The 25294-nt window shown below is 66.1% G+C and carries 21 protein-coding genes; 12 read left to right on the top strand and 9 right to left on the bottom strand.

What is annotated here, in order from left to right; all coding sequences use genetic code 11:
• Nucleotides 1-55: 55 nt before the first annotated feature.
• Complete coding sequence (lipA, locus tag ACQR0U_RS06245; protein ID WP_434843050.1) at nucleotides 56-1015, top strand: lipoyl synthase; 960 nt, start codon at nucleotides 56-58, stop codon at nucleotides 1013-1015.
• 10 nt (nucleotides 1016-1025) lie between these two features.
• Nucleotides 1026-1499, top strand: a complete 474-nt coding sequence (locus tag ACQR0U_RS06250; protein ID WP_316225488.1) for a type II toxin-antitoxin system RatA family toxin — start codon at nucleotides 1026-1028, stop codon at nucleotides 1497-1499.
• 373 nt (nucleotides 1500-1872) lie between these two features.
• On the opposite strand, the gene ACQR0U_RS06255 is transcribed toward ACQR0U_RS06250, so the two are convergent.
• Nucleotides 1873-3135 (bottom strand): methyl-accepting chemotaxis protein, encoded by a 1263-nt coding sequence (locus ACQR0U_RS06255; RefSeq protein WP_316200443.1) that lies wholly within the window; start codon nucleotides 3133-3135, stop codon nucleotides 1873-1875.
• 861 nt (nucleotides 3136-3996) lie between these two features.
• Between ACQR0U_RS06255 and ACQR0U_RS06260 the strand changes: the two genes are divergently transcribed.
• Both ACQR0U_RS06260 and ACQR0U_RS06265 read left to right on the top strand, forming a co-directional pair.
• Entirely contained in the window at nucleotides 3997-4554 is a 558-nt protein-coding gene (locus ACQR0U_RS06260; RefSeq protein ID WP_315751115.1) for an HD domain-containing protein, read from the top strand.
• 248 nt (nucleotides 4555-4802) lie between these two features.
• A complete protein-coding gene (locus ACQR0U_RS06265; protein WP_434843049.1) occupies nucleotides 4803-5150 on the top strand; it encodes a DUF1127 domain-containing protein in 348 nt (115 codons plus the stop codon).
• 36 nt (nucleotides 5151-5186) lie between these two features.
• Here the strand turns inward: ACQR0U_RS06265 and ACQR0U_RS06270 are convergent, their stop codons facing one another.
• From ACQR0U_RS06270 to ACQR0U_RS06285, 4 genes are all read right to left on the bottom strand, one after another.
• A complete protein-coding gene (locus ACQR0U_RS06270; protein ID WP_316185072.1) occupies nucleotides 5187-6155 on the bottom strand; it encodes an alpha/beta hydrolase family protein in 969 nt (322 codons plus the stop codon).
• Nucleotides 6156-6398: 243 nt separating this feature from the next.
• Complete coding sequence (locus ACQR0U_RS06275; RefSeq protein WP_315827593.1) at nucleotides 6399-6731, bottom strand: hypothetical protein; 333 nt, start codon at nucleotides 6729-6731, stop codon at nucleotides 6399-6401.
• Nucleotides 6732-7343 carry a CinA family protein gene (locus ACQR0U_RS06280; RefSeq protein ID WP_315711887.1) on the bottom strand — a complete coding sequence of 204 codons (612 nt, stop codon included), beginning with the start codon at nucleotides 7341-7343 and terminating at the stop codon, nucleotides 6732-6734.
• A 66-nt stretch (nucleotides 7344-7409) separates the two neighbouring features.
• On the bottom strand, nucleotides 7410-8591 hold the full coding sequence (locus ACQR0U_RS06285) for a bifunctional 2-C-methyl-D-erythritol 4-phosphate cytidylyltransferase/2-C-methyl-D-erythritol 2,4-cyclodiphosphate synthase (protein ID WP_434843047.1): 1182 nt from the start codon (nucleotides 8589-8591) through the stop codon (nucleotides 7410-7412).
• Nucleotides 8592-9046: 455 nt separating this feature from the next.
• On the opposite strand from ACQR0U_RS06285, the gene dusB reads away from it, so the two are divergent.
• From dusB to hflX, 7 genes are all read left to right on the top strand, one after another.
• Nucleotides 9047-10000 carry a tRNA dihydrouridine synthase DusB gene (gene dusB / locus ACQR0U_RS06290; RefSeq protein ID WP_434843087.1) on the top strand — a complete coding sequence of 318 codons (954 nt, stop codon included), beginning with the start codon at nucleotides 9047-9049 and terminating at the stop codon, nucleotides 9998-10000.
• Nucleotides 9997-11184 carry a two-component system sensor histidine kinase NtrB gene (locus ACQR0U_RS06295; protein WP_315751120.1) on the top strand — a complete coding sequence of 396 codons (1188 nt, stop codon included), beginning with the start codon at nucleotides 9997-9999 and terminating at the stop codon, nucleotides 11182-11184. Before dusB ends, ACQR0U_RS06295 begins: the two co-directional genes overlap by 4 nt.
• A gap of 9 nt (nucleotides 11185-11193) precedes the next feature.
• Nucleotides 11194-12636, top strand: a complete 1443-nt coding sequence (ntrC, locus tag ACQR0U_RS06300) for a nitrogen regulation protein NR(I) (RefSeq protein WP_315711890.1) — start codon at nucleotides 11194-11196, stop codon at nucleotides 12634-12636.
• Between the two features lie 175 nt (nucleotides 12637-12811).
• Complete coding sequence (locus ACQR0U_RS06305; RefSeq protein ID WP_315711891.1) at nucleotides 12812-15157, top strand: sensor histidine kinase NtrY-like; 2346 nt, start codon at nucleotides 12812-12814, stop codon at nucleotides 15155-15157.
• A 17-nt stretch (nucleotides 15158-15174) separates the two neighbouring features.
• The gene (locus ACQR0U_RS06310) at nucleotides 15175-16545 is read left to right on the top strand and encodes a sigma-54-dependent transcriptional regulator (protein ID WP_315711893.1); all 1371 of its coding nucleotides are present in this window, start codon (nucleotides 15175-15177) and stop codon (nucleotides 16543-16545) included.
• 269 nt (nucleotides 16546-16814) lie between these two features.
• Nucleotides 16815-17063 (top strand): RNA chaperone Hfq, encoded by a 249-nt coding sequence (gene hfq / locus ACQR0U_RS06315; RefSeq protein ID WP_006613906.1) that lies wholly within the window; start codon nucleotides 16815-16817, stop codon nucleotides 17061-17063.
• A 27-nt stretch (nucleotides 17064-17090) separates the two neighbouring features.
• Nucleotides 17091-18470: a GTPase HflX gene (gene hflX, locus ACQR0U_RS06320; RefSeq protein ID WP_315711897.1), complete on the top strand. Its 1380-nt coding sequence runs from the start codon at nucleotides 17091-17093 to the stop codon at nucleotides 18468-18470.
• A 64-nt stretch (nucleotides 18471-18534) separates the two neighbouring features.
• Here hflX and ACQR0U_RS06325 read toward each other — a convergent pair whose 3' ends face one another.
• From ACQR0U_RS06325 to ACQR0U_RS06335, 3 genes are read right to left on the bottom strand one after another with little or no spacing between them, the layout of a single operon-like run.
• On the bottom strand, nucleotides 18535-20268 hold the full coding sequence (locus tag ACQR0U_RS06325; RefSeq protein ID WP_434843046.1) for a thiamine pyrophosphate-requiring protein: 1734 nt from the start codon (nucleotides 20266-20268) through the stop codon (nucleotides 18535-18537).
• Between the two features lie 16 nt (nucleotides 20269-20284).
• Nucleotides 20285-21970: an FAD-dependent oxidoreductase gene (locus tag ACQR0U_RS06330; protein ID WP_434843045.1), complete on the bottom strand. Its 1686-nt coding sequence runs from the start codon at nucleotides 21968-21970 to the stop codon at nucleotides 20285-20287.
• 23 nt (nucleotides 21971-21993) lie between these two features.
• Nucleotides 21994-23367: an MFS transporter gene (locus ACQR0U_RS06335; RefSeq protein WP_434843044.1), complete on the bottom strand. Its 1374-nt coding sequence runs from the start codon at nucleotides 23365-23367 to the stop codon at nucleotides 21994-21996.
• Between the two features lie 129 nt (nucleotides 23368-23496).
• Here ACQR0U_RS06335 and ACQR0U_RS06340 point away from each other — a divergent pair, with 129 nt between their 5' ends.
• Complete coding sequence (locus ACQR0U_RS06340; protein WP_434843043.1) at nucleotides 23497-24399, top strand: LysR family transcriptional regulator; 903 nt, start codon at nucleotides 23497-23499, stop codon at nucleotides 24397-24399.
• Here ACQR0U_RS06340 and mazG read toward each other — a convergent pair whose 3' ends face one another.
• Complete coding sequence (mazG, locus tag ACQR0U_RS06345) at nucleotides 24400-25242, bottom strand: nucleoside triphosphate pyrophosphohydrolase (RefSeq protein WP_316191248.1); 843 nt, start codon at nucleotides 25240-25242, stop codon at nucleotides 24400-24402.
• Between the last annotated feature and the right edge of the window lie 52 nt (nucleotides 25243-25294).

A 25294-nucleotide genomic window follows, 5' to 3' on the forward strand; every position in this document is an offset into this window, starting at 1 on the left:
GCGGCGCGCCGCGGCACGGAATAGCTAGGGCGCAACAGAGGTTTGTGCGAATCCCATGGTCACCATCGTCGACATCAACGCGAACACGCCGCTGCGCCCCCGCCACCCCGAGAAGGCGAACCGGCCGGACTCGATCTCGCCGGCGAAGCCTGCCTGGATCCGCGTCAAGGCGCCGACCACCCGCGGCTACGCCGACACCCGCAACATCGTGCGCGAGAACGGCCTCGTCACCGTATGCGAGGAGGCCGGCTGCCCGAATATCGGCGAGTGCTGGGACAAGAAGCACGCCACCTTCATGATCATGGGCGACACCTGCACGCGGGCCTGCGCCTTCTGCAACGTCAAGACCGGCCTGCCCGAGGCGCTCGACGCCGGCGAGCCGGAGCACGTCGCGGAGGCGACCTTCAAGCTCGGCCTCGCCCATGTCGTCGTCACCTCGGTCGACCGCGACGATCTCGCCGACGGCGGAGCCGGCCATATCGCCGCGACCATCCGCGCCATCCGCGCGAAATGTCCGACCACCACGATCGAGGTGCTGACGCCCGACTTCCTGCGCAAGGACGGCGCGCTGGAGCAGGTCGTCGCCGCCAAGCCCGACGTCTTCAACCACAATCTCGAGACCGTGCCATCGCGCTACCTCTCGGTTCGGCCCGGCGCGCGCTACTTCCACTCGATCCGGCTGCTGCAGCGGGTCAAGGAGATCGACCCCACCATCTTCACCAAGTCCGGCATCATGGTTGGCCTCGGCGAGGAGCGCCACGAGGTGCTGCAGGTGATGGACGACCTCCGCTCGGCCGAGGTCGATTTCCTCACCATCGGGCAGTATCTGCAGCCGACCAAGAAGCATCGCGCCGTGATGCGCTTCGTCACGCCGGAGGAGTTCTCCGGCTATGAGACCGTCGCCTACACCAAGGGTTTCCTGATGGTGTCGGCGAGCCCGCTCACGCGCTCCTCGCACCACGCCGGCGAGGATTTCGCCAAGCTGAAGGCCGCGCGCGAAGCCATGGCGCGCTGATCGAGACGAGATGCCGAGATTTTCCAACAAGCGGCGCGTGCCGCACACGGCCGAGCAGATGTTCGACCTCGTCGCCGATGTCGAGCGCTATCCGGAGTTCGTGCCGCTGTGCGAGAAGCTGGTGGTGCGCCAGCGCAGCCAGAAGCCTGACGGCATCGAGGTCGTCGTCGCCGACATGACGGTGTCGTTCAAGCTCGTGAAGGAGACCTTCACCAGCCGGGTTACGCTGGATCGGGCCAAGCGCAACATCCTGGTCGAGTATGTCAGCGGGCCGTTCTCCAGCCTGGAAAACCGCTGGAGCTTCGAGCCGCGCGAGCAGGGCGCCTGCGAGGTGACGTTCTTCATCGCCTATGAGTTCAAGAGCCGTATGCTGGCGATGCTGATGGGCTCGATGTTCGACACCATCTTCGCGCGCATGTCGGCGGCGTTCGAAAAGCGCGCCGATGCGATCTACGGCCGCAAGCCAGCGGTGTCGTCGACGTAAGTCTTTCTCCATGTCTTCCAGTGGTAGACGATAGAGGGCGCCTCACCCTCCGTCGTCATCCCCGCGAAAGCGGGGATCCATAACCACAGGACTGCTTGTGGCGGCAGGCAGGTAACTCCGAGCTCGTCTCACCACATCTGCTGCGGCGTATGGATCCCGGGTCGGCGCCTCCGCGGCGCGTTGCGCCGCTGCGGCTTGCCCGGGATGACAGCGGAGGGTGAGGCTGGCGGCCTGCCAACTCACAGCAAGTTGCACCCACGAAGCCGTGGCCAGCGCAACTTGGCTTCAAAATCCTATCCACGCTTCAAACAGCTGCTCCGCGACATCGCCGCGGAGCCGTGCAATTGCGGACACGTCGAGCCGCGATCGAACCCTACGCCGCCTGCACGGCGGTCAAAAAGTCCTTCACCTTGCCGCGCAGCTCGTCGGCGTGCTTGGCGAGCTGGCCAGCTGCCCCCAGCATCTGCCGCGCTGCGCCGCCGGCCGATTCCACCGTCTGGCTGACCGAGCCGATGTTGGTGGCGACCTCGCGGGTGCCGCTGGCGGCCTGGCTGACCGAGCGGGCGATCTCCTGCGTCGCGTGGCCCTGCTGGTCGACCGCGGTCGCAATGGTCTTGGCGATCTCGCTGATCTGGCCGATGGTGCCGCCGATGCCCTGGATCGCAGCCACGGTGTCGCTGGTGGCGCGCTGCATCGCGCTGATGTGCGCGCTGATCTCGTCGGTCGCCTTGGCGGTCTGGCTCGACAGGCTCTTCACCTCCGAGGCCACGACGGCGAAGCCGCGGCCGGCATCGCCGGCGCGTGCCGCCTCGATCGTCGCGTTCAGCGCCAGCAGGTTGGTCTGGCTCGCGATCGCGTTGATCATGTCGGTGACCGCGCCGATCTTGGCCGCGGCGTCCGCCAGGCTGTTGACGAGATCGTTGGTGCGCGAGGACGCCTCGACCGCCTCGGCGGCGATGGTCGAGGAGGTCGCAACCTGACGGTTGATCTCGCTGACCGAGGTCGACAGCTCCTCGGTGGCGCCGGCCACCGACTGCACGTTGGACGAGGCGGAGTTCGACGCCGACGCCACCAGCGCCACGCGTTGCGCGGCCTGATCCGCGGTCGTCGTCAGCGAGGCCGCCGTGGTCTCGACCTCGCGCGAGGCGCCGGAGATCGCATTGGCGATGGCGCCGACCGAGGTCTCGAAATCCTTGGCGATCCGGTCGAGCGCGCGCTTCTTCTCCTCGCGAGCGGCGACGAGGTCGGAGAGATCGCGGCGGAAGCTCATGACGTAGGTCTGGCCCTCGACCTGGGTCGGCACCAGCGTGATCTGGACCAGCGCCGGGCTGCCGTCGGCGCGCTTGGTGGTCCACTCGAACGTCGCGTGGCCCTCGCGCCTGGCCTTGGCATCCATCTCGCGCACCACGTCGGCGGAGCGCTTGCCATCGGGCTGGAACTCCGGCGCCATGGTCGCCGGCGAACGCGACAGCAGGTCCTGCTTGCTGCGGAAGCCGCCGAATCGGACCGCGGTCTCGTTGCAGGCGATGATCTTGCCTTCGGACATCACCAGGATGGCGTCGCGATGACGTTCGAACAGCTCCGTCATCAGGAGGTTATGCGTGCGATCAGCCGACTTGCCGGAGAAGAAAGCCATGGGGTCCCGAATCCACTGTCAGAGAAGAATGCGCGAGACGTAGCAGGACAAAATTAACCAAAACCTTTAGGCCAGGGCGGCGCGTACGATAATCGTCGGGGATGACTGGCCGGACTGTGAGGGACGGCATCCAGCGGACGAGCAGCCGCATCCTCCGCGGCGCCATCGCGCCCGGGCTCTGGTTGTCAGCGAACCCTCTGAGATCACGAGGGCGCGGGGAATGCCGGGAGCTCGCCGCCCCCATGGCCCGCCTGCGAAAAAAATGCAGGCGGCAGGTACCACAGGTGCAGCCGAGACATCCCGGCATTCCCCGCGCGACGGTCTTCACGCTTATACGCAGTCTCCCCGGGGACCGGCTGTCTTGCCCCCGTGACCGGCGGATCATCATCTCCACCGGCGTGACACCAGCTTCGGGGTGTCAGGACGCTGCGACTTCACGTCCGCCAAGAGCCGTTCGTCCGCACGTCCAAGACGCGCTGCGGCCCCTCGGCGGCCATCGCCTTCCCACCTCGCGTGTCGTGACGATCGCGATACGCCCCTCGTGTCGAGGCGGGATGAGGGGAGGGAAACACGAATTCTGGAAAATAGAAACGAGAATATTTTCGTCGGTAGGGCTGGACAGTGAGTCGGACATTGAACGGATTGAGGAAATCAGTGTCTTGGCGCACGCCCTCGCGATGCGCTTCGATCGCAGCAAGGCACCGGAAACGGGCTCTCCGCTATTCCGCACGCCAGCTGATTTGCCCGACGGGTCGGCTAGGATGATGCTCGACGTGGTGCCCAATGATTGGAACAATGCCGATAATCCCCAACGACGAACCATCGGTCTGACCCTGCGTCAGCCAGAGAAGAAAGCATGCAATGTCACTCTCTCATCTCTACGACGAAGCGCTCGTCTATGCGACAAGGCTGCACCGGACCCAATTGAGAAAGGGCAGCAACGTACCCTACATCGCGCATCTGCTGAGCGTCTCCAGCCGCGTGCTGTCGGCGGGCGGCAGCGAGGTGCAGGCCATCGCGGGCCTGTTGCATGACGCCGCCGAGGACCAGGGCGGGCAGGCCACGCTGGATGAGATCCGCCGGCGTTTTGGCGATGGCGTCGCCGGGATCGTCGCGGACTGCACGGATTCCTGGGTCGATCCGAAGCCCGAATGGCGCCCGCGGAAGGAAGCCTATCTCGCCCGGCTGCCGCTCAAGCCGGTGTCATCGCTGCTGGTCTCGCTCGCCGACAAGGTTGACAACGCGGAAGCGATCGCGAGCGACCTTGATGAGGTCGGCGACGTCGTGTGGCAACGCTTCACCGGTGGAAGGGATGGCACGATCTGGTATTACCGCACGCTGAGCCGGATTTTCGATGAGGCTCTGCCTGGACCGTTGGCGCGGCAACTTGCGCGGACCGTCGGTGCTTTTCCGTCCTGAGCAAATTTGGGGGAGGCCGCTCGGCCTCGCATCCATTCGATGGATGACAACCTCAGATGGATCGGCTATAGAGCCGGCCATGATCACCGCCGCCACCCATCGTTTTGGTCGCATCACGCACCGTAGCTCGCTGGCGGCGGGAGGATCGCGCTCAATCTGACGATTTGCAGCATTTGATCCGAACAGCCGCCAGGGACCTGGCGGCTTTTTTGTTGCCGGCAGGTTCTTCATTTGAAGGGGAGCCCGCCATGCCGAGCACGACCGACGATCCGAGGGTCATCGCCATCGAGGAGCGTATGCTCCGCGGCGCCTCGCGATCGCCGGGGCTCTGCGCGCTCGGTCGTGATCCCTTGTCGCGCCATCCCATCTCGCCCAGGCCGGGCGCCAAGATCTACTACTTGGCGCCACCGGCTCCCCATCAAAGCTGCGCCGACCTCAAGCCCGCGTCATTGTTGCGGCTCTGGTGGGAGCGCTGGCGCGAGCGCCGCCGCTTTGCCCGGGAGTTGCCGCGGATCGCCGACGAGGTGCTGCAGGACTACGGCCTGACACGCGACGAGGCGCGGCGGCTGTGCCGGCGCCCGTTCTGGCGCGCTTGAGAGCGACGCGGCGGAACGCAGGTTCTGCCACGGATCCTACTTGCCCAGCTTCTCGGAGAAGAACCTGACGACCTGGGCGTCAAACTCTCGGTGAAACGCCGCGCGGTCGAAATCCGCAGGCGTATCAGCACAGATGCGCGGGACGGCGGCCGCGAGCTCCGCGGAGCACGGCGCGAGGAAAGCAAAATGCGCGGCGGACACGGTGTGGACCTCGGGCGTGCCGGGAAGGCTCGCGGTTACGCGGGCGGTCCCTTCCGGATCGACCCCGTTGCCGCCGAGCTCCGAGCGCCAGACCTGGAGGGGAATCTTGATGCTCGCGAGATTTGCTCGCGTGAATCCGACCGTGTGGGCGGCGTCGGCCAGCACGGCCGCCTTGATCCTCTCGTCGTGCGGCCAGCTTCTGGGAAACTCGCCATTGCGGACCTGCTCGCAGAACGGGTTCTGTTGCGTGCAGTAGTGCGCCACCCTTTGAAAGTCGGGGTCGACGCCGGCGAGAACGGTTCCGGTGTAGCCACCGCGCGAAAAGCCGAAGAAGCCGATCCGGTCCGGATCAATCGCGGCTCTGCTTGTCCAATCGTTCAACATGAAATCGATCAGATGCATGATGTCCTGCGGCCGTGAGAGCCAGACCGACAGGCTGTCGCGCTGCGCCAGGTCACCGACACTGTCGCCGGGATGGTTGATCGCCGCGACGATGAATCCCGCGTCCGCCAGCGCTTCCGCAACATCGTGGTTTCCACCGATCCAGCCGCCGCGACCGTGGGACATGACGACCAATGGCAGCTTCGTGCCGTTGATTGGACAATTCTTTACCCCGGGCAGTGTCTCCAGCCCTGGGATCGCGAGGCTTCCAACCGGCACGCTACCGGCGTCTGCGGCGCAAGGCGTCCAGATGATGCCGTGGAATCCGTGATCGACCTCCAAGAGCTGCAAGCCAGCGGCTTGGGCGGAGGAGGTCAGGAGCAGGAGGACGAACGAGAGGGCAGCGAATGTGCGGTCTAGCAATATGATCTCCTCCTGACATGTAGCTCGGCGCGCTCTCGCGAGGGGTGCGTCGATCAAGTTCGCGGTGCGCGATGGTCTAGCGAGCTTGTCATGCTGTCAGGAGCGCTTCGCGTCCGTCGTCGCGATGTCCTTGACGGTTCAACGCCAGCCCAAGCTTGATTCATGACAACATTGTTAAATCACGCTTTCGAGATCGTGCGGCAACTCTCCGTTTATCATCATTGCGAGGCGCACTTTCGATGCTCAATTGATCGTGCCTTCAGCGTAACCGATCAGGAGGAATTCAAAATCGGCACATTGCAGAGATAGCAACTGCGATTCGTCATCGACCACCTCGAAGCGTATTCTCTCCTGCTGCCAATGACCGATGTCCCTGACGTCCAGACGGAAACCGTCCATGCGGTCCAGGTGTCCGATCCTGACCTCGACCGCGCCGATGAAGCGCAATTCCAGCCGCGGTTCGGTTCGCGATCGATCCGTCAGGAGCACCAGCTCGACGATGCAGGTCGGTAGAACTGGATCGCGTCGCTGCGCCCGCGATGACGATGCGGCGAGAGCCGCGCGCGTCACTTCCAACTACGTCCGGGGCCGCCTCGGCCGCTTGACCGGATGCAGCCGCGGCGTGCGGGCCACGCGCGGACGTAGTCGCGTCGCCGCCGCGCGTTTCGGCTTGGCAGCGACCTGTGGCCGCGCCAGCTCCATCAGCAGGCGCAGGGCTTCCAGCACCGAGCGCGTGCGCACGGTGCTGCGGCCGATGGCGCCGAAGCGGTGTTCGCGGTGGGTGATGCGGCCGTCGCGGGCGGCGACGGCGAAATGGACCAGGCCGACCGGCTTGCCGGGGGTGGCGCCGCCGGGGCCGGCGATGCCGGTGATGGCGACGGCGAGGTCGACGTCGGCGCGCTCCAGGGCGCCGACGGCCATCTGGATCGCGGTCTCCTTGGAGACGGCGCCGAAGGTCTGCAGCGTCGAAGCCTCGACGCCGAGCATGGCGCGCTTGGCCTCGTTCGAATAGGTGACGAAGCCGCGGTCGATGACGTCGGAGGAGCCGGGGATGTCGGTCAGGGCCGCGGCGACCAGGCCGCCGGTGCAGGACTCGGCGGTCGCGATCATCAGCTTGCGCGACCGGCAGAGGTCGAGCAGCGAGCGGGCCAGCGCGCTGGTAGAGCCGATTTGACGTTCGCTGGCCATGGCTGCGTTGTCCTCATCCGACCGTCAGATCGAAAGCTCCATGAGCGGTGACAGGGTGGTGCGCCTCTAGGCGCTCCACGGCAGACGGATCGTCGCGCTCGCCGTCGCTGCGATGCCTTCCTCGCGGCCGGTGAAGCCGAGCCGCTCGCTGGTGGTGGCCTTGACCGCGATGCGCGAGATGTCGACGCCGGTGATCTCGGCGATGCGGGCGCGCATCTGGTCGCGCAGCGGGCCGATCTTCGGGCGCTCGCAGATCATCGTGACCTCGAGATTGGCGACCCGGCCGCCGCGCGCGGTCACGCGCTCGATGGCGTATTTCAAGAACTGGTCGGATGCGGCGCCTTTCCACTTCATGTCGGAGGGCGGGAAGTGCGAGCCGATGTCACCATCGGCCAGGGCGCCCAAAATTGCATCAACCAGAGCGTGCAGACCGACGTCGCCGTCGGAGTGGGCAAGGAACCCCTTGCTATGCCGCACACGCAGGCCGCACAGCCAGACATGGTCGCCTTCGCCGAAGGCGTGGACGTCGTAGCCGGTGCCGGTCCGGATGTCGCCGAGTTGCGCGGCAAGGCGCGCTTCCTCGCGCACGAAATCTTCCGGTGTGGTGAGCTTCATGTTGGCAACATCGCCCTCAAAGGTCGCGACGGTCAATCCCGCCCATTCGGCGATCGCCGCATCATCTGTGAACTCGGTGAGGCCGTCGCGCGCGGCGCGGCGGTGTGCCTCCAGGATCGTGTCGAACTTGAAGGTCTGCGGCGTCTGGGCGATGCGCAGCTTCGCGCGCTCCGGTGTCGCGGTGATGTCGCCGCCCGTGCCGACTTCCTTGATGGTGTCGGTGACCGGCACCACGGGAATCGCCGCGCCGGTCTTGCCGGCCGCTCGAATCGCGCGCGAGATCACGGCGGGCGTGACGAACGGACGCGCGGCATCGTGGATCAGCACGATGTCGGGCTTGTGCGGCGCCAGCGCTTCCAGGCCCGCGAGCACCGAGGCCTGTCGCGTCGCACCGCCATGCGCTGGGGCCTCGTGGCGCAGGCCGAAGACGGCTGCGTTGAAGATGTCGATGTCGTCGGGGTTCACCACCGGCTGGACCACCGCCACCTCGGGGTGATCGGCGAAGGCGGCGAGCGCGCGATGGATGACCGTGCGGCCGCCGATCATGCGATATTGCTTCGGACCGCCGGCGCCGGCGCGCAGGCCACGTCCGGCCGCGACGAGAATGGCTGCAGTCCGCTGAGAAGTCGTCATGGGAACAGGGTATCGATGCTGATGAGGATGATGGGGTTCGCGGCTTCTTACATCTGCAGAAGATGTTAAGCGAGCAGGATCACACGTCGCATGAGCGGCACCTGCGATCGCGACACAAGCGCCGGGATTCGCTGTCGCGTTGAGGGGAGGGGGGGCGATCGCCCTGCCGCCTGCGAGCACCTTGCTGAGCCATGCAAAAATCCGGCGGCTCGCGGGTTTACCATGACTGCCGAACAAGCATATTTTGCTGCACTGCACTTGAAATGCCGATCGTCTTGGCTAAAGTGTAGGCATGACGCTTGACTGCACAAGATTTGCGCTTGAGAGTGCAGCGCAGACGCGATGATGCGTCCAAAGAGCTTTAAGAGTCGTTCGTGACCGGTCCGGCCAAACCACAAGCCAAAGCCTTGAAGATAGGCGACGTTTCGCTCGCCAACCGGGCCATTCTCGCGCCGATGTCGGGGGTCACCGACGCGCCGTTCCGCCGACTCGCGGCCGAGCTCGGCGCCGGGCTGGTGGTGTCCGAGATGACTGCGAGCGACGATCTCGTGCGCGGGCGGTGGATATCCCGGTTGCGCTGCGAGGCGAGCGGCGTGGGGCCGCATGTGGTGCAGCTCGCCGGCTGCGAGGCGCATTGGATGGCCGAGGGCGCGAAGGTCGCCGAGGATGGCGGCGCCGAGATCATCGACATCAACATGGGTTGCCCGGCGCGGCACGTGACCGGCGGCCAGTCCGGCTCGGCCCTGATGCGCGATCTCGATCATGCGCTGACCCTGATCGAGGCGACGGTCGAGGCCGTCGATGTGCCCGTGACCCTGAAGATGCGGCTCGGCTGGGACGAGCGCAGCCTGAATGCGCCGGAGCTGGCGCGCCGCGCGCAGGCCGCGGGCGTGCAGTTGATCACCGTGCACGGCCGTACGCGGCAGCAGTTCTACAAGGGCGAAGCCGACTGGAGCGCGGTGCGCGCCGTGAAGGACGCCGTCGATCTGCCGGTCGTCGTCAACGGCGACATCACCAGCTATGAGGACGCGCGCGAGGCGCTCGACGCCTCCGGCGCCGATGCCGTGATGATCGGGCGCGGCGCGCAAGGCCAGCCCTGGCTGCCCGGCCAGATCGGCCGCCGACTCGAGGGCGGTGCGGAGGAGGGCGCGCCGGAGCTGGCGCAGCAGCTCAGTCTTCTCACCGCGCTCTATGACGAGATCTGCCGTCACTATGGCGCGCGTGTCGGCCCGCGCCACGCCCGCAAGCATCTCAGTTGGGGGCTCGACGTCGCCGCCCAGCACGCGCAAGCGCCGGCCGAAAAACTGAAGGTCTGGCGCGACCGTATCCTGACCTCCGAGCAGCCGTCCTTGGTGCATCGGGCGCTGCGCGAGGCCTTCGACGATTTTGCCTGGAGTGCAGCCGCATGAGCTCAGCCGCAGAACAGCGCAAGCGACTTCCCTCGGATGGCGACGCCATCCTCAACGCCCTGCCGAATCCGGTCCTCGTCATCGGCCCGGACGGCATGATCATGGACGCCAACATGGCGGCGGAATCGTTCTTCGATTCCTCCACCCAGTTTCTGCAGCGGCAGTCGCTGAAGAAGCTGGTGCCGTTCGGCTCTCCGCTGCTGGCGTTGATCGATCAGGTCCGCACCACCAGCGCGCCGGTCAACGAGTACAAGGTCGATCTGGGCACGCCGCGCACCGGCGCCGATCGGCTCGTCGACCTGCACGTCGCGCCGCTGCCGGAGCGGCCCGGCCATATCGTGGTGATGCTGCAGGAGCGCACCATCGCCGACAAGATGGACCGCCAGCTCACCCATCGCAGCGCCGCGCGCTCGGTGATCGCACTGGCCGCGATGCTCGCGCACGAGATCAAGAACCCGCTGTCGGGCATCCGCGGCGCCGCGCAGCTCCTTGAGCAGCAGGCCTCCTCCGAGGACCGCATGCTGACCCGGCTGATCTGCGACGAGGCCGACCGCATCGTCACTTTGGTCGACCGCATGGAGGTGTTCGGCGACGACCGCCCGGTGGCGCGCGGGCCCGTGAACATCCATTCCGTGCTCGATCACGTGAAGCGGCTGGCGCAGTCCGGCTTTGCCCGCAACATCCGCTTCGTCGAGGACTACGATCCGTCGCTGCCGCCGGTGCTCGCCAACCAGGATCAACTGATCCAGGTGTTCCTGAACCTGGTCAAGAATGCCGCGGAAGCGGTCGTCGATCTCGGCTCGGATGCGGAGATCCAGCTCACCACGGCGTTCCGCCCGGGCGTGCGCCTGTCGGTGCCCGGCAAGAAGTCGCGGGTGTCGCTGCCGCTGGAGTTCTGCGTCAGGGACAACGGCCCCGGCGTGCCTGAAGACCTGATGCCCAATCTGTTCGATCCGTTCGTGACCACCAAGCCGACCGGAAGCGGCCTCGGACTTGCATTGGTCGCGAAGATCGTCGGCGACCATGGCGGGATCATCGAGTGCGAGTCGCAGCCGCGCAAGACGACCTTCCGGGTGCTGATGCCGATGTACAGCGCAACCAAACAACCAGACCAAAGCCCAAACCACAGCCATGGCGATGACGTTTCGGGGACGCCGTTGCATGCCTCACAGGGATCAAATTGAGGACCACCTATGCCTGCAGGTAGCATTCTCGTTGCCGACGACGATACGGCCATCCGCACGGTCCTGAACCAGGCGCTGTCACGCGCCGGCTATGAGGTGCGGCTGACCGGCAATGCCGCGACGCTGTGGCGCTGGGTGAGCCAGGGCGAGGGCGATCTCGTCATCACCGACGTGGTGATGCCGGACGAGAACGCGTTCGACCTGCTGCCGCGGATCAAGAAGATGCGGCCGAACCTGCCGGTCATCGTGATGAGCGCGCAGAACACCTTCATGACCGCCATCAAGGCGTCGGAGCGCGGCGCCTATGAGTATCTGCCGAAGCCGTTCGACCTGAAGGAGCTGATCGCGATCGTCGGCCGTGCCTTGGCCGAGCCGAAGGAGCGTGCGGCGAGCCAGCCCGACGACGGCGAGTTCGAATCGATCCCGCTGGTCGGCCGCTCGCCGGCGATGCAGGACATCTACCGCGTGCTGGCGCGGCTGATGCAGACCGATCTCACGGTGATGATCTCGGGCGAGAGCGGCACCGGCAAGGAGCTGGTGGCGCGCGCGCTGCACGATTACGGCAAGCGCCGCAACGGCCCGTTCGTTGCGGTCAACATGGCGGCGATCCCGCGCGACCTGATCGAATCGGAACTGTTCGGGCACGAGCGCGGCGCCTTCACCGGTGCCAACACCCGCGCCTCCGGCCGTTTCGAGCAGGCCGAGGGCGGCACGCTGTTCCTGGACGAGATCGGCGACATGCCGATGGAGGCGCAGACGCGGCTGCTGCGCGTGCTGCAGCAGGGCGAGTACACCACCGTCGGCGGCCGCACCCCGATCAAGACCGATGTGCGCATCGTCGCCGCCTCCAACAAGGACCTGCGCATCCTGATCCAGCAGGGGCTTTTCCGGGAAGATCTGTTCTTCCGCCTCAACGTCGTGCCCCTGCGGCTGCCGCCGCTGCGCGAGCGCATCGAGGACCTGCCGGATCTCGTCCGCCATTTCTTCGCGCTGGCCGAGAAGGACGGGCTGCCGCCGAAGAAGCTCGATGCCGCGGCGCTGGAGCGGCTCAAGCAGCACCGCTGGCCGGGCAATGTCCGCGAGCTGGAGAATCTCGCCCGGCGTTTGGCCGCGCTGTATCCGCAGGACGTCATCACGGCGTCAGTCATCGATGGCGAGCTGGCGCCGCCGGCGGTGACCACCGGCTCGAACACGCCGACCTCGATCGACAATCTGGGCGGTGCCGTGGAGGCCTATCTGTCCTCGCACTTCCAGGGATTTCCCAACGGCGTGCCGCCGCCGGGGCTGTACCACCGCATCCTCAAGGAGATCGAGATTCCGCTGCTGACGGCAGCGCTGGCGGCGACGCGCGGCAACCAGATCCGCGCCGCCGATCTGCTCGGCCTCAATCGCAACACGCTGCGCAAGAAGATCCGCGACCTCGACATTCAAGTGTACCGCAGCGGCGCTTGACGGTTATTTGATACCTCTCCAGCGGGCTCGGACCCGCCTCAGGTGAGAATTAATGTAGACAAATCCGCGACGCGCTCCGGCGCCGCGGATTTGTCGCAATTTGGCAACAGCGTGGTAGGAATGCATCAGTCCGATTCCCGGACGTGCCGCGTTCAGCATCACCCACCTTGCCGGAATGACCAGCGCAGAGACATCGGCCACCCCCTTCGATGCGTCGTCCACCGAGGGCCGGCGCTGGACCTGGCGCACCTGGCTGGCGCCGGTGGCGGTGGCGCTGGCGCTGCTGTCGGCCTTCCTCACCTTCATCGTGCTGGTCGGGCTGACCCCGGTCGAGCCCACGACCGACGTGGTCAAGACCTTCTACCTGATCGACGCCGGAACGATCCTGGTCCTGGTCGGGATCATCATCCGCGAGGTCTGGCAGGTGGTGCAGGCCCGCCGGCGCGGCCGGGCGGCGGCACGGCTGCACGTCCAGATCGTCAGCCTGTTCTCGGTGATCGCGGTCCTGCCGGCGGTGCTGGTCGCCGTGGCGGCCAACGTCACCATCGATCGCGGCCTCGACCGGCTGTTCTCCGGACCAGCGAAAGTCGCGATCCAGAACTCGCTGACCATCGCGCGCGCCTACATGCAGGAGCACGCGCAGTTCATCCGCGGCGACATCATCGGCATGGCCACCGACATCGCACGCGCCAGGCCGCTGTTCGACCAGGACCGCGCCAGCTTCCGCGAGCTGCTCACCACCAGCGCCGCGTCGCGCAACCTGCCGGGCGCGATGATCATCGACAAGAACACCAACCCGATCGTCTGGGCCGAGACCGGCGGGGTGCAACTGGCCTATTCGCCGCCGGCGCCGGAGTTCCTCAACAATGTCCGGGAGGAGGAGCCCGAGATCGCGGTCCTGCCGGAGTCGAACTACGTCGCCGCGGTGATCCGGCTGCGCGCATTCAACGACACCTTCCTCTACGTCGCGCGTCCGCTCGATCCGCAGGTCGTCGAGCAGCTCAAGCAGACCGAGCTGTCGGTCGCCGAATACGCCCAGGTCGAGGCGCGCCGCTTCGGCATCCAGATCGCCTTCGCGCTGATGTTCGCGGTGATCGCGCTGACCATCCTGATGGCCTCGGTGCTGATCGGGCTGAACTTCGCCAACTGGCTGGTGGCGCCGATCCGGCAATTGATGAATGCCGCCAACACCGTGTCGACCGGCGATCTCAACGTCCAGGTCCCGGTGCATCGCTCGGAGGGCGATCTCGCCCAGCTCGGCCAGACCTTCAACAAGATGACGCAGGAGCTGCGCACGCAGCGCGACGAGCTGGTCAGCGCCAGCGAATTGATCGACAGCCGGCGCCGCTTCATCGAGGCGGTACTGTCGTCGGCCTCCGCCGGCATCATCGGCGTCGATGCCTCTGGCAGCGTCGGCATCCTCAACCGCTCGGCCGAGAAGCTGATCGGACATGCCGAGCAGGAGGTGCTCGATCATCCGCTCTCCGACGTGCTGCCCGAGCTCGACGACATGATGAAGACGGCGCGCGAGGGCAAGCAGCGGCTGGTGCAGGGTCAGATCACGATCCAGCGCGACGGCCACGAGCGCAATCTGTCGGTGCGCGTCACCGCCGAGCAGACCAACCAGGCGCGCGACAGCTACATCATCACGCTCGACGACATCACCGAGCTGGTGTCGGCGCAGCGCACCTCGGCCTGGGGCGACGTCGCGCGGCGCATCGCGCATGAGATCAAGAATCCGCTGACGCCAATTCAACTGTCCGCAGAGCGAATTCGCCGCAAATTCGGCAAGGTCATCACCGAGGACAAGGCGATATTTGAGCAATGTACCGAGACGATCGTGCGGCAGGTCGACGACATCAGGCGAATGGTCGACGAGTTCTCGCGGTTCGCGCGGATGCCGAAGCCGGTGATGGAAGGCGAGGACGTCGCCGACACCGTGCGGCAGGCCGTGTTCCTGATGAAGGTCGCGCATCCCGAGATCGACATCGAGACCGAGATCAAGCAGGACCCCTTGCGCGCGCAGTTCGATCGCCGCCTGATCTCGCAGGCGCTGACCAACATCATCAAGAACGCCACCGAGGCGATCGAGGTGGTGCCAGAGGCGGAGCTCGGCAAGGGCCGTATCGACGTGGTCGCCTCGCGCGAGGGCGAGGACGTGCTGATCGACGTCATCGACAATGGCATCGGCCTGCCGAAGGTGGCGCGGCAGCGGCTGCTCGAGCCCTATGTCACGACGCGCGCCAAGGGCACCGGCCTCGGGCTCGCGATCGTCGGCCGCGTGCTGGAAGACCATGGCGGCAAGCTCGAGCTGAAGGACGCGTCCGATTTCCGTCCCGGCCAGCGCGGCGCCTGGATGCGGCTGCGCTTTGCCGTCTCCGGCCAGGCCGCGAAGACGGGCGCGAAGGAGCAGGCGGCGGCGTCTGACAATGCGCAGAAGACCGAGGTTGGCGGCGAAACCGCTGACACGGTTCAAACGACCAATGATGAACCAAAAATCCAAGCCGCAACCGGCAGCTGACGAGACAGGCGTGACCCATGGCGAGTGATATTCTGATTGTCGACGATGAAGCCGATATCCGGGAGCTGGTCGCCGGCATCCTGGATGACGAAGGCTTCACGACGCGAACCGCGCGCGACAGCGATTCGGCGCTCGCGGAGATCACGAGCCGCCGTCCCAACCTGGTGTTCCTGGACATCTGGCTGCAGGGCTCCAAGCTCGACGGTCTGCAGCTCCTCGAGCAGATCAAGAAGGACCATCCCGACCTGCCGGTCGTGATGATCTCCGGCCACGGCAACATCGAAACGGCGGTCGCCGCGATCAAGCGCGGCGCCTATGACTTCATCGAGAAGCCGTTCAAGTCCGACCGGCTGATTCTGGTTGCCACGCGTGCGCTGGAGAATTCCCGGCTGAAGCGCGAGGTTCGCGAGCTCAAGCAGCTGGCGCCGACCGCGAGCAGCATGACCGGCCGCTCGCCATCGATGAACCAGTTGCGCCAGACCATCGAGCGCGCCGCCAAGGCCAACAGCCGCATCCTGATCGTCGGCCCTCCCGGCTCGGGCAAGGAGCTCGCCGCGCGTTCGCTGCACGCTCAGTCGCCGCGCTCCGAGGGCCCGTTCGTCGTCATCAACGCCGCCGCGATCACGCCGGAGCGGATGGAGGAGGAGCTGTTCGGCATCGAGCAGTCCAATGGCGAGCAGGCGCGCAAGACCGGCGCGCTCGAAGAGGCCCACGGCGGCACGCTGTTCGTCGACGAGATCGCCGACATGCCGCGCGAGACGCAGAACAAGATCCTGCGCGTGCTGGTCGACCAGACGTTCCAGCGCGCCGGCGGCACCACCAAGGTGCACGTCGACGTGCGCATCATCTCCTCGACCGCACGGAATCTCGAGGAGGAGATTGCCGCCGGGCGTTTCCGCGAGGACCTCTATCACCGTCTGTCGGTGGTGCCGATCCGGGTTCCGCCACTGTCGGAGCGCCGCGAGGACATTCCGGAGCTGATCGACTATTTCATGGAGCAGATTTCGGCCACGACCGGCCTGCCGAAGCGGCAGATCGGCCAGGACGCCATGGCCGTGCTGCAGTCGCACGTGTGGCCCGGCAACGTCCGTCAGCTTCGCAACAACGTCGAGCGCGTCATGATTCTGGCCGCCGGCGGACCGGAGGTGATCATCACCGCCGACATGCTGCCGCCGGATGTGGGATCGATGGTGCCGGCGATGCCGACCAGCAACAATGGCGAGCACATCATGGGACTGCCGTTGCGCGAGGCACGCGAGGTGTTCGAGCGCGACTATCTCATCGCCCAGATCAGCCGCTTCTCCGGCAACATCTCGCGCACGGCCGAGTTCGTGGGCATGGAGCGGTCCGCCCTGCATCGCAAGCTGAAGGCGCTCGGCGTCGGCTGAGGCTCCCGCTCGGCCAAACTTGCCGACTGGACGAATTTACATTGGAAAATTCGTCCATTTCCGGAATTTTACGGATGAATCCGGTCCTTTTGGAACCGGCCTCCTTGCAAGCGGCTTGCCTAATATGCTCGCCTGTCTTCTAATCCGGCATCCCATGGTCCCTCGAGGGGGATCTCAATGGACCATGGGCCACCTCGATGAATCCGGGGCCTGCGATCGGGTCATCGAAGGTTCAATAAGAAAAAGCACAAGACTGCGAGATAACAACAATGGCGGCCGACCGCGCACAAAACCTACAAGACACCTTTCTCAACCATGTCCGCAAGACCAAGACGCCGCTCACGATCTTCCTGGTCAATGGCGTGAAACTGCAGGGGATTGTCACATGGTTCGACAATTTCTGCCTGCTGCTCCGGCGCGACGGTCACTCGCAGCTCGTCTACAAGCATGCGATCTCCACCATCATGCCGGGCGCGCCGATCCAGTTGTTCGAGGGCGGCGAGGACGCGTCTGCGTGAGTGTGACCTGACGTGAGAGTGACCTGATTGGAACCCCGCGATCGCGAAGGGACCATCGGCCTGTCGAGGCCGGATGACAATAAGGGGACCGGGCTCGTCATCGTGGTCGGCCCCTACTTGCGAGCGCGCCGCGGCGACGATGGCGCGCAAGCAGGCCAATCCGACATGCGTGATTTCGAGGCACGGATCGACGAGGCGGCGGGCCTCGCGCGGGCCATCGACCTGACGGTGGCCGAGGCCATTCTCGCGCCGATCGGGCAAATCCGCCCTGCGACCTATCTCGGCAAGGGCAAGGTCGAAGAGATTGCCGGCGTGATCGCCGGCCATGGCGTCGAGCTGGTGGTGATGGATTGCGCGCTCTCGCCGATCCAGCAGCGAAACCTCGAGAAGGCCTGGAACACCAAGGTGCTCGACCGCACCGGCTTGATCCTGGAGATATTCGGCCGCCGCGCCAAGACGAAGGAGGGCGCGCTGCAGGTCGAGCTCGCGCATCTCAACTATCAGCGCAGCCGTCTGGTGCGGTCCTGGACCCATCTCGAACGCCAGCGCGGCGGCTTCGGCTTCATGGGCGGTCCCGGCGAGACCCAGATCGAGGCCGACCGCCGCCTGATCGGCGACCGCATCACGCGGCTCGAGAACGAGCTGAAGAAGGTCCAGGCGACACGGCGGCTGCATCGCGCCGGACGCCAGCGCGTGCCGTATCGCGTCGTGGCGCTGGTCGGCTACACCAATGCCGGCAAGTCGACGCTGTTCAATCGCCTGACGCGCGCCGACGTCCAGGCCGCCGACATGCTGTTCGCGACGCTTGATCCGACCTTGCGCGCGATCACGCTGCCGCATGGCGGCAAGGCGATGCTGTCGGACACCGTGGGCTTCATCTCCAACCTGCCGACGCAGCTCGTCGCCGCCTTCCGCGCCACGCTCGAGGAGGTGCTGGAGGCCGACGTGATCCTGCACGTCCGCGACATGTCGCACGAGGATGCCGAGGCGCAGCAGCACGATGTCGAGCTGGTGCTCAGCCAGCTCGGCATCGATCCCGAGGCCACCGACACCATCATCGAGGTCTGGAACAAGATCGACCGTCTCGACCAGGCAGCGCGCGAGAACCTCGCCAACATCGCCGGGCGTCGGCCGCCGGAGCGGCCATGCCTGCTGGTCTCGGCCCAGACCGGGGACGGCGTCGACGCGCTCCTGCAGACGATCGAGGACCGTCTCGCGGCGGCGCGGACCACGCTCGATCTCACCATCGACGCGGCCGACGGCGCCGGCATCTCCTGGCTGCATCGCAACGCCGAGGTGCTGGCCAAGGAGCTGAACGAAGGCCGCTACGACATGACCGTGCGCGTCGACGCCACCAAGCGCGACATCGTGGTCGAGCGCTATCACGGCGTGCCCCGCGTGGCGTGAGCCGCGCGCGACGTCGTTTGCCTCTCGTGCAGGATGTCATGCATCGCTGCGCCTATCCATCGGGCTACAAGGGCGTGATGTCGGCGTGCAGCACGGCGGCGCGCCCGCCGTCGAGGGCGGCGAGGCAGCGCTCGATCGCCGCATCGAGCTTGTCGGGATCGTCGACCCGCTCGCCATGGGCGCCGAATGCGCAGGCGATGTCGGCGAGACGACGCTGCTCGCCCTGGCGCCCGGTGCTGAGCCTAGAGAGGAAGGAGTCCGTGCGCTGTGCGGCGCCGTCCGGATAGACGCGCTGCACCGATGCCTTCACCGCCTGCCATCCGTTGTTGTCGAGGATCACGGTCAGGATTGGCAGCTGATACTGCTGCGCTACGGCGTAGACGGAATCCGGCGCAGCGAAATGGTAGGCGCCGTCGCCGACGACCTGCACGACGCGGCGTGACGGATTGGCTAGCTTGAGTCCGAGCGCCATGCCGCCGCTGAAGCCGAGGCCGCCGCCGGCCAGGCCCACATAGGTCATCGGCTTGGTGCGGCGAAGCTGCTGTTGCAGGATTGGCGCGTTGCGGACCGCCTCGTTGAGGACGATGTCGTCCTCCAACAGCAGCGCCTGCAACCGCGCAAACAAATAGGCCGGGTTGATCGCTCCGATCCGGCCCTTCTGTGCAGCTGCAGATATCCGTTTCGCCTGCGCGGCCTCGCGTGCCGGCTGCCAGCTCGCGATCCGGTCGCGCACTCTCGTGAGATAGGCGTCGTCGCCACGGGCAACGATGATCTCCAGGACCTGCCGAAGAATGACAGCCGAATCGCCCTGAATGCGGAGGTCGGTGGCAAATCCCCACATCGGGATGTCCGCCTTCAGGGCGTCGATGTCGATCTGGATCCAGCGCAGCCGATCGGCCGCCTTCAGCGTCTGCGGAATGAAGGGGACGTCGATGTCGATGAGCAGTCCGAGATCGGCGCCAGCAATAAGCGCGGCGGGGTCGGCGCCCGCAAAGCAAGGGGAGTCCTGGCAGATGTTCATCGTGATGGGATTGAACTCGGCGACCCGGATTCCGCAGACCAGCGCCAGTCGCTCCAGCACAGAGACGGCCTCGGCGCTGCGTCCGAGGTATGCGGTCACTGCGATCGGATTATCCGCCTTCATCAGCGCGTCCGCGATCGCCTGCGCGCGTTCCGGCTCGATGCCTCCCGCTTTGACGCTGCCATAGCGCGCGGCCGGGTAGGCCGGCATCGCCTGTTCGTCCCAGGTCTCGGCAAGGGTTTCTCGCGGCAGCATCATGTAGACCGGGCCGGGCGGATCGCTGTGCATGAACGCGGCAGCGCGGGCCACCGCCTCCTTGACGACGACGCCCGACGGCAGCGTGTATTCCCATTTGACATAGGGCCGCACGACGCTGCCCTGATCGAAGCTCTCCTGCACGAAGTGGACGTAGGTGTCACGTCCTCCCGGCAGCTCGCCATGCAGCGCGAACGGAGCCCGCCCAGCGAACAGCAGCACCGGCAGCCGGTAGCGAAAGGCGTTCTGAATGGCCATGCACGCGTTCGCCGTGCCGGCATCGACGTGGACGAACACGGCCTGGCCGCGGCCGGTCGCGCTCGCATGGCCCATCGCCATGTGCACCGCGACCACCTCGTGGGGGCACAGGATCACCTCGGGGTGCCGTCGACCTTCGCTGTCCCAGCGTGCAAGTTCCTCGATCAGCGAGACATGATCGGTGCCGAGATTGGCAAAGATGTAGTCGATGCCGATCTCGACGAGCGCCTCGAGGAAGTAGTGCGCGGTGGTGTGGCGTGTCATGGCGCGCTGGCGAGGATCAGGCGACGACGACATTGTCACGGCGCACGGCCTCAGGCCGGGTTGGGAGGCCGCGCAGGCGGTCCAACAGGTCGTCGGGCTCCTGAGGTGCGGCAGCGCCGCGCCAGGCGATGTGCGAATCCGGTCGCACCACGAGCAGGCTGTCAGCGAAGTCGTAGCCGGCCTTGGCCCGGTCGACGTCGACGAGCGTCAAGGGAACGCCCTGGCGGGCTGCGGCCTCGACCAGCGCCTCGGCATTGATGGTTGGATCGAACCGGACCAGCGTATAGGCCGGGCCGAGCGCGTCGAGCAGCGAGCGGCCATCGGCGAGCCACACGTGCGGGGCGCGTGCGCCCGGCACGGTCGACGCGGTGAAATGGCCCATGCCGTAGGGCGGCGGCGTCTCGCCATCGTACGAAATGGCCGGTGACCGGTCGTAGTAGTAGCCGAAGTTCAGGCCGGCGCAGCAATATTGCTGCACGTTGAGGTCGTAGGCGGCCTGTCCCACCTTGCGGCGCGCCTCATCGCCCACGGGGCCGTCCATTTCGACTTCGGCAGGCACGCTGCGTCGTTGGCTCATCACGGCGAGCGCATGGTTCATCGCGAAGTGCGACACCTGCTCGGTGATCGGCTGCCGCTCCGCCTCATAGGCGTCCAGCAGGGCAGGGGCAGCCCAGCCGTGCAGCACGCCGGCGAGCATCCAGCACAGGTCGACCGCATCGGCGATCCCGGCATTCATGCCGTAGCCTGCATAGGGAATCCACAGATGCGCCGCATCGCCACAGATGAAGGCACGGCGATCGCGAAAGCGATCCGCCACCAGGCGGCGTCCGATCCAGTCCTCCTTGCTGATGACCTCGTACTCGAAGCGGTCGTCGACACCGAGAATGGTGCGCAACGCCCAATCGCGATCGACACTGTCGAATTCGACTTCCTCGGCCGCGAGGTGGTTGTGGATCAGCCAGTTGTCGCGGCCGTCGATGGAGACGGTGGTGCCGCAGCGCCGCGGGTTGAGCGACATCGTCATCCAGGCCGGCTTCTGGGTGATCAGGTCCTTCAGCGCAGGGGCATGGATGTAGGTCGACTGCACCCGCTGCACGACATCGGTGCCGCTGAGCCGCGCACCGATCAGCTTGCGCACCGCGGAGCGGCCACCGTCGCAGCCAATCAGATAATCGGCCGAAATGGTGATGTCCCGGCCGGCGTCGAGATCGCGTGCCCGCGCGATCACGCCGTTTTCATCCTGGTCGAACCGATCGACCTCGACGCGGTTGAGAATCGTGATGCCGCGTTGCGCCTCGGCGCAAGCGAACAGGATGGGCTCGAGATAGATCTGGTTGATGCGATGGGGCGGCTCGGGCGTCGGCCAATCGGTGTCGGGTCCACCGGTCGCCGTATAGCGGTCCTTGCGGGACGGAATCGGGATGCGCGTCAGCTCGCGACCGACGACCGCGGTGCGATAGGCGCAGTCGTTGGGAAAGTCGGCCGGCAGGCCGCCTTCGCGCACTTGCTGGACGATGCCAAGGCGGCGGAACACCTCCATCGAGCGCGCGGAGACGTGGTTGCACTTCACGTTGGGCGGCTCTCCGGCGCGCCTGATCTCCGCGACCACGACCTCGATGCCGCGCGAGGCGAGATCCATGGCGGCGGTCAGTCCGACCGGACCGGCGCCCACGATGAGCACCTGGGTTTGAATCGTCTTCATGTCAGTTCTCTTCTGCTCTGAACCTAGGCACGCTCGGCTGTCGAAAGCGCATCCCGCTGCGTGCCGTCGGCGGTCGGAAGACTGCCGCGCATGCCGAGGACGGCAAGGCCCAAGATCACCAGTGCCGAGAACAGTTGCGGCACCGCGCTGGCCTGAAACAGCGAGGAGACGTCCCATTTCGCCGCGAGCATCAACCCGCCGATCGTGACGCCGAGGATCGAGCCGAAGCGGCCGATGCCCAGTGCCCAGCCGATGCCGGTGCCGCGGATGTAGGTCGGATAGATGCGCGCCGCGTAGGCGTTGCAGCCGATCTGTCCGCCGATCACCGCGACGCCGGCAATGAAGACGGCCGGCACGAGAACCGGCAACGAGGCTCCCGCGATACCGATGGTGATGATCGAGAGGAAGCCGGCAACGTAGGTCGCGAACAGGACGCGATCGAAGCCGAACTTTTCGATCAGCAGGCCGAGCCCGACGGTGCCAAGCATGCCGCCGAGCTGGAAGGCGATGCCGACGGCGATCGCCGCCTGGACGTCAAGCCCGACACCATGTGTGAGCGTCGGCAGCCAGCTGTTGAGGAAATAGATGTCCATCATGTTCATGAAGAACATCACCCACAGCAGCAGGGTCGGGAGCAGGCGCCGCTTGGTGAACAACTGCGGCAGCAGGAAGCCCTTGCCGCTCTCCTCGATGATCGTAAAGCGCGCGTCGGCGGGGAGGCGGTCCGACGGATCGATCCGCCTCAGCAGCGCGCGCACGCGATCATTCTTGTTGTCGTCGAGAGCCAGCAGCGAGAGCGATTCCGGCAGCCAGATAATGAGGACCGGACAGAGGATGAGCGGCAGAATGCCGCCGATGAGAAAGATGATCTGCCAGCCATAGGCGGTGATGAGCTTCGCCGCGACCGCTCCGCCGATCGCCGATCCGAGCGACACCGTCATGAACATCAGCATGATCAACAGGGTCCTGCGACGCTGCGGCGAATATTCGCCGGTCAGAGCGATCGTGTTGGGCAGGACGCCGCCGAGCCCGAGGCCGGTGAGGAACCGAATGATGACGAGGTCGGATACGCTGGTGGCCTGGGTGGTCGCCAGCGATCCAAGCGCGAACACGAGAACCCCGGCGACGACGAGCCATTTGCGCCCGAGATAGTCGGCCAGCGCGCCGAACACCAGCGAGCCGATCATCACGCCGAACAGGGACGCACCGAACACGGGCCCCAACGCGCCCGGCGCCAGATGCAGGTCCTTGCTGAGGGCAGGGGCGACGAAGCCGAGCGCCTGGGCATCGAAGCCGTCGAGCCCGACGACCAGCGCGCACAGGCAGATCACCCTGATCTGGAAGCCCGACAGCGGCCGCTCGTCGACGTAGCGCGTGAGATTGATCGCTTGCGTCAAATGTCCCTCCCCATGTGCTTGTTGTTGCCTGGCGCGCTTCGCAGCAGCCGCCGGCTGTTTGCAAATATGTTGCATGATCAAACTCTTTCGATTAGCCACAAAATTCTCATTCATTCATGAGGAAAGCTAATGCCCCCGACCTTGCGGCAATTGGAGGCCCTGGTCCTGGTGTATCGGCTCGGCAGCATCACCAGGGCGGCCGCCGAGCTGCGCGTCACGCAGTCGGCGATCAGCCTGCTGATCCGGCAGATCGAGGAGAACTTTCAGCTCAAGCTGTTCGATCGCACGACGCGGGCGCTGCACCCGACGGCGGCCTGCCGTGAGGCGATCACCGCCGCGGAACGCATCCTGGCGGGGACGCAGGGGCTGTCGCAGCGGATGCGCGACCTTGCCGAGATCAAGGCCGGCCGAATTTCCATCGCGGTCTCAGCGGGCGTCGCGTCGGCGCTGCTGCCACGCGTGTTTGCGACGTTTCGATCGCGCCATCCCGAGGTGAGGATCGATCTGCGCGATGTCGCGCCTGACGAGCTGCTCGCGATCGTGATGGCCGGGCATGCGGAGTTCGGTCTCGGCAGCGTCGAGGACGAGGGCGTGCCGGAGGTCCGGATTGACACCCTGATGCAAAGTCCGCTCTCGGCCATCGGCATCAAGGACGGCCGGTTCGAGAAGCACCGCCGTCTGACCTGGGACGGCATCATGAGCTCCGATCTGATCACGATGCGTCACGGCACGCGCATCCGCCGTCAGATCGACGAAGCGCTGGCGCAGACGGGGCGGGCGCTGAAGCCGGCGTGGGAGGTGTCGCTGATCACGACCGCGCTGGCGCTCACGGCGGAGGGCGCCGGCATCAGCATCCTGCCCGCGCACATGCTGCCGAAGGCTCAATTTCCGACGCTTGCCGCGATCCCGCTGTCGCAGCCGACGATCCATCGGCATGTCTCGCTGCTGAGCCGAGCCGACTTTGGATTGTCGCCGGCCGCGCAGCGCTTCGTCGAGATCGCAAAGGCCGTGCTGTCGCGCAAGGGCGGCTGATCACGGCTTCGGAGACGGGGGGCGCTCCTTCTCCAGTCGCTTCGCCTCATTCCACAATTCGTCCATCTCGTCGAGCGACGCTTCTTCGAGTGTACGGCCCTTGGCCGTCAGCGCCTGTTCGATGTGCGCGAAACGGCGCTCGAACTTGACGTTCGTGCCCCGCAACGCGGTCTCCGGATCCACCTCGGCATGGCGGGCAAGATTGACCAGCGCGAACAGGAGATCGCCGGTCTCCTCGGTCAGCTCGGTCGCATCCTTGTTGTCGAGCGCGGCCTCGATCTCGTCGGCTTCCTCGCGGATCTTCTGCAACACCGCGCGCGGATCGTTCCAGTCGAAACCGACGGTCGCCGCCTTGCGCTGCAGCTCCATCGCGCGCACCAGCGCAGGCTGTCCGGCCTTGACGCCTGACAGCAGCGAGGACTTGCCCGTCTCCGCCTCGGGCGGCCGTCGCGCGGCGCGCTCGGCCTTCTCCTCGGCCTTGATGCGGTCCCATGTGCCTTTGGTCGGCTGAGTGACGTTGCCGTCCTTGTCCGGGAACACATGCGGATGGCGGCGGATCATCTTCTTCGTGATGCCCTCGACGACGTCGCCGAATGCAAACGCGCCTTGTTCTTCGGCGATGCGGGCGTGATAGACCACCTGCAGCAGGAGATCGCCGAGCTCCTCGCGCAGATCGTCGAGATCGTCGCGCGTGATCGCGTCGGCCACCTCATAGGCTTCCTCGATGGTGTAGGGCGCGATGGTCCGGAACGTCTGCTCGATATCCCACGGGCAGCCGGTGACCGGCGTGCGCAGCGCCGCCATGATCTCGATCAGGCGTGAGATGTCGCGGGAGGGGATCATGGGCAGGTCCTGACAGCATCGTTCGATCGTGTCCTGTATGCCCCAAGCCGCG

The organism is Bradyrhizobium sp. HKCCYLRH3097 (assembly GCF_051167875.1).
Classification (GTDB): Bacteria; Pseudomonadota; Alphaproteobacteria; order Rhizobiales; family Xanthobacteraceae; genus Bradyrhizobium.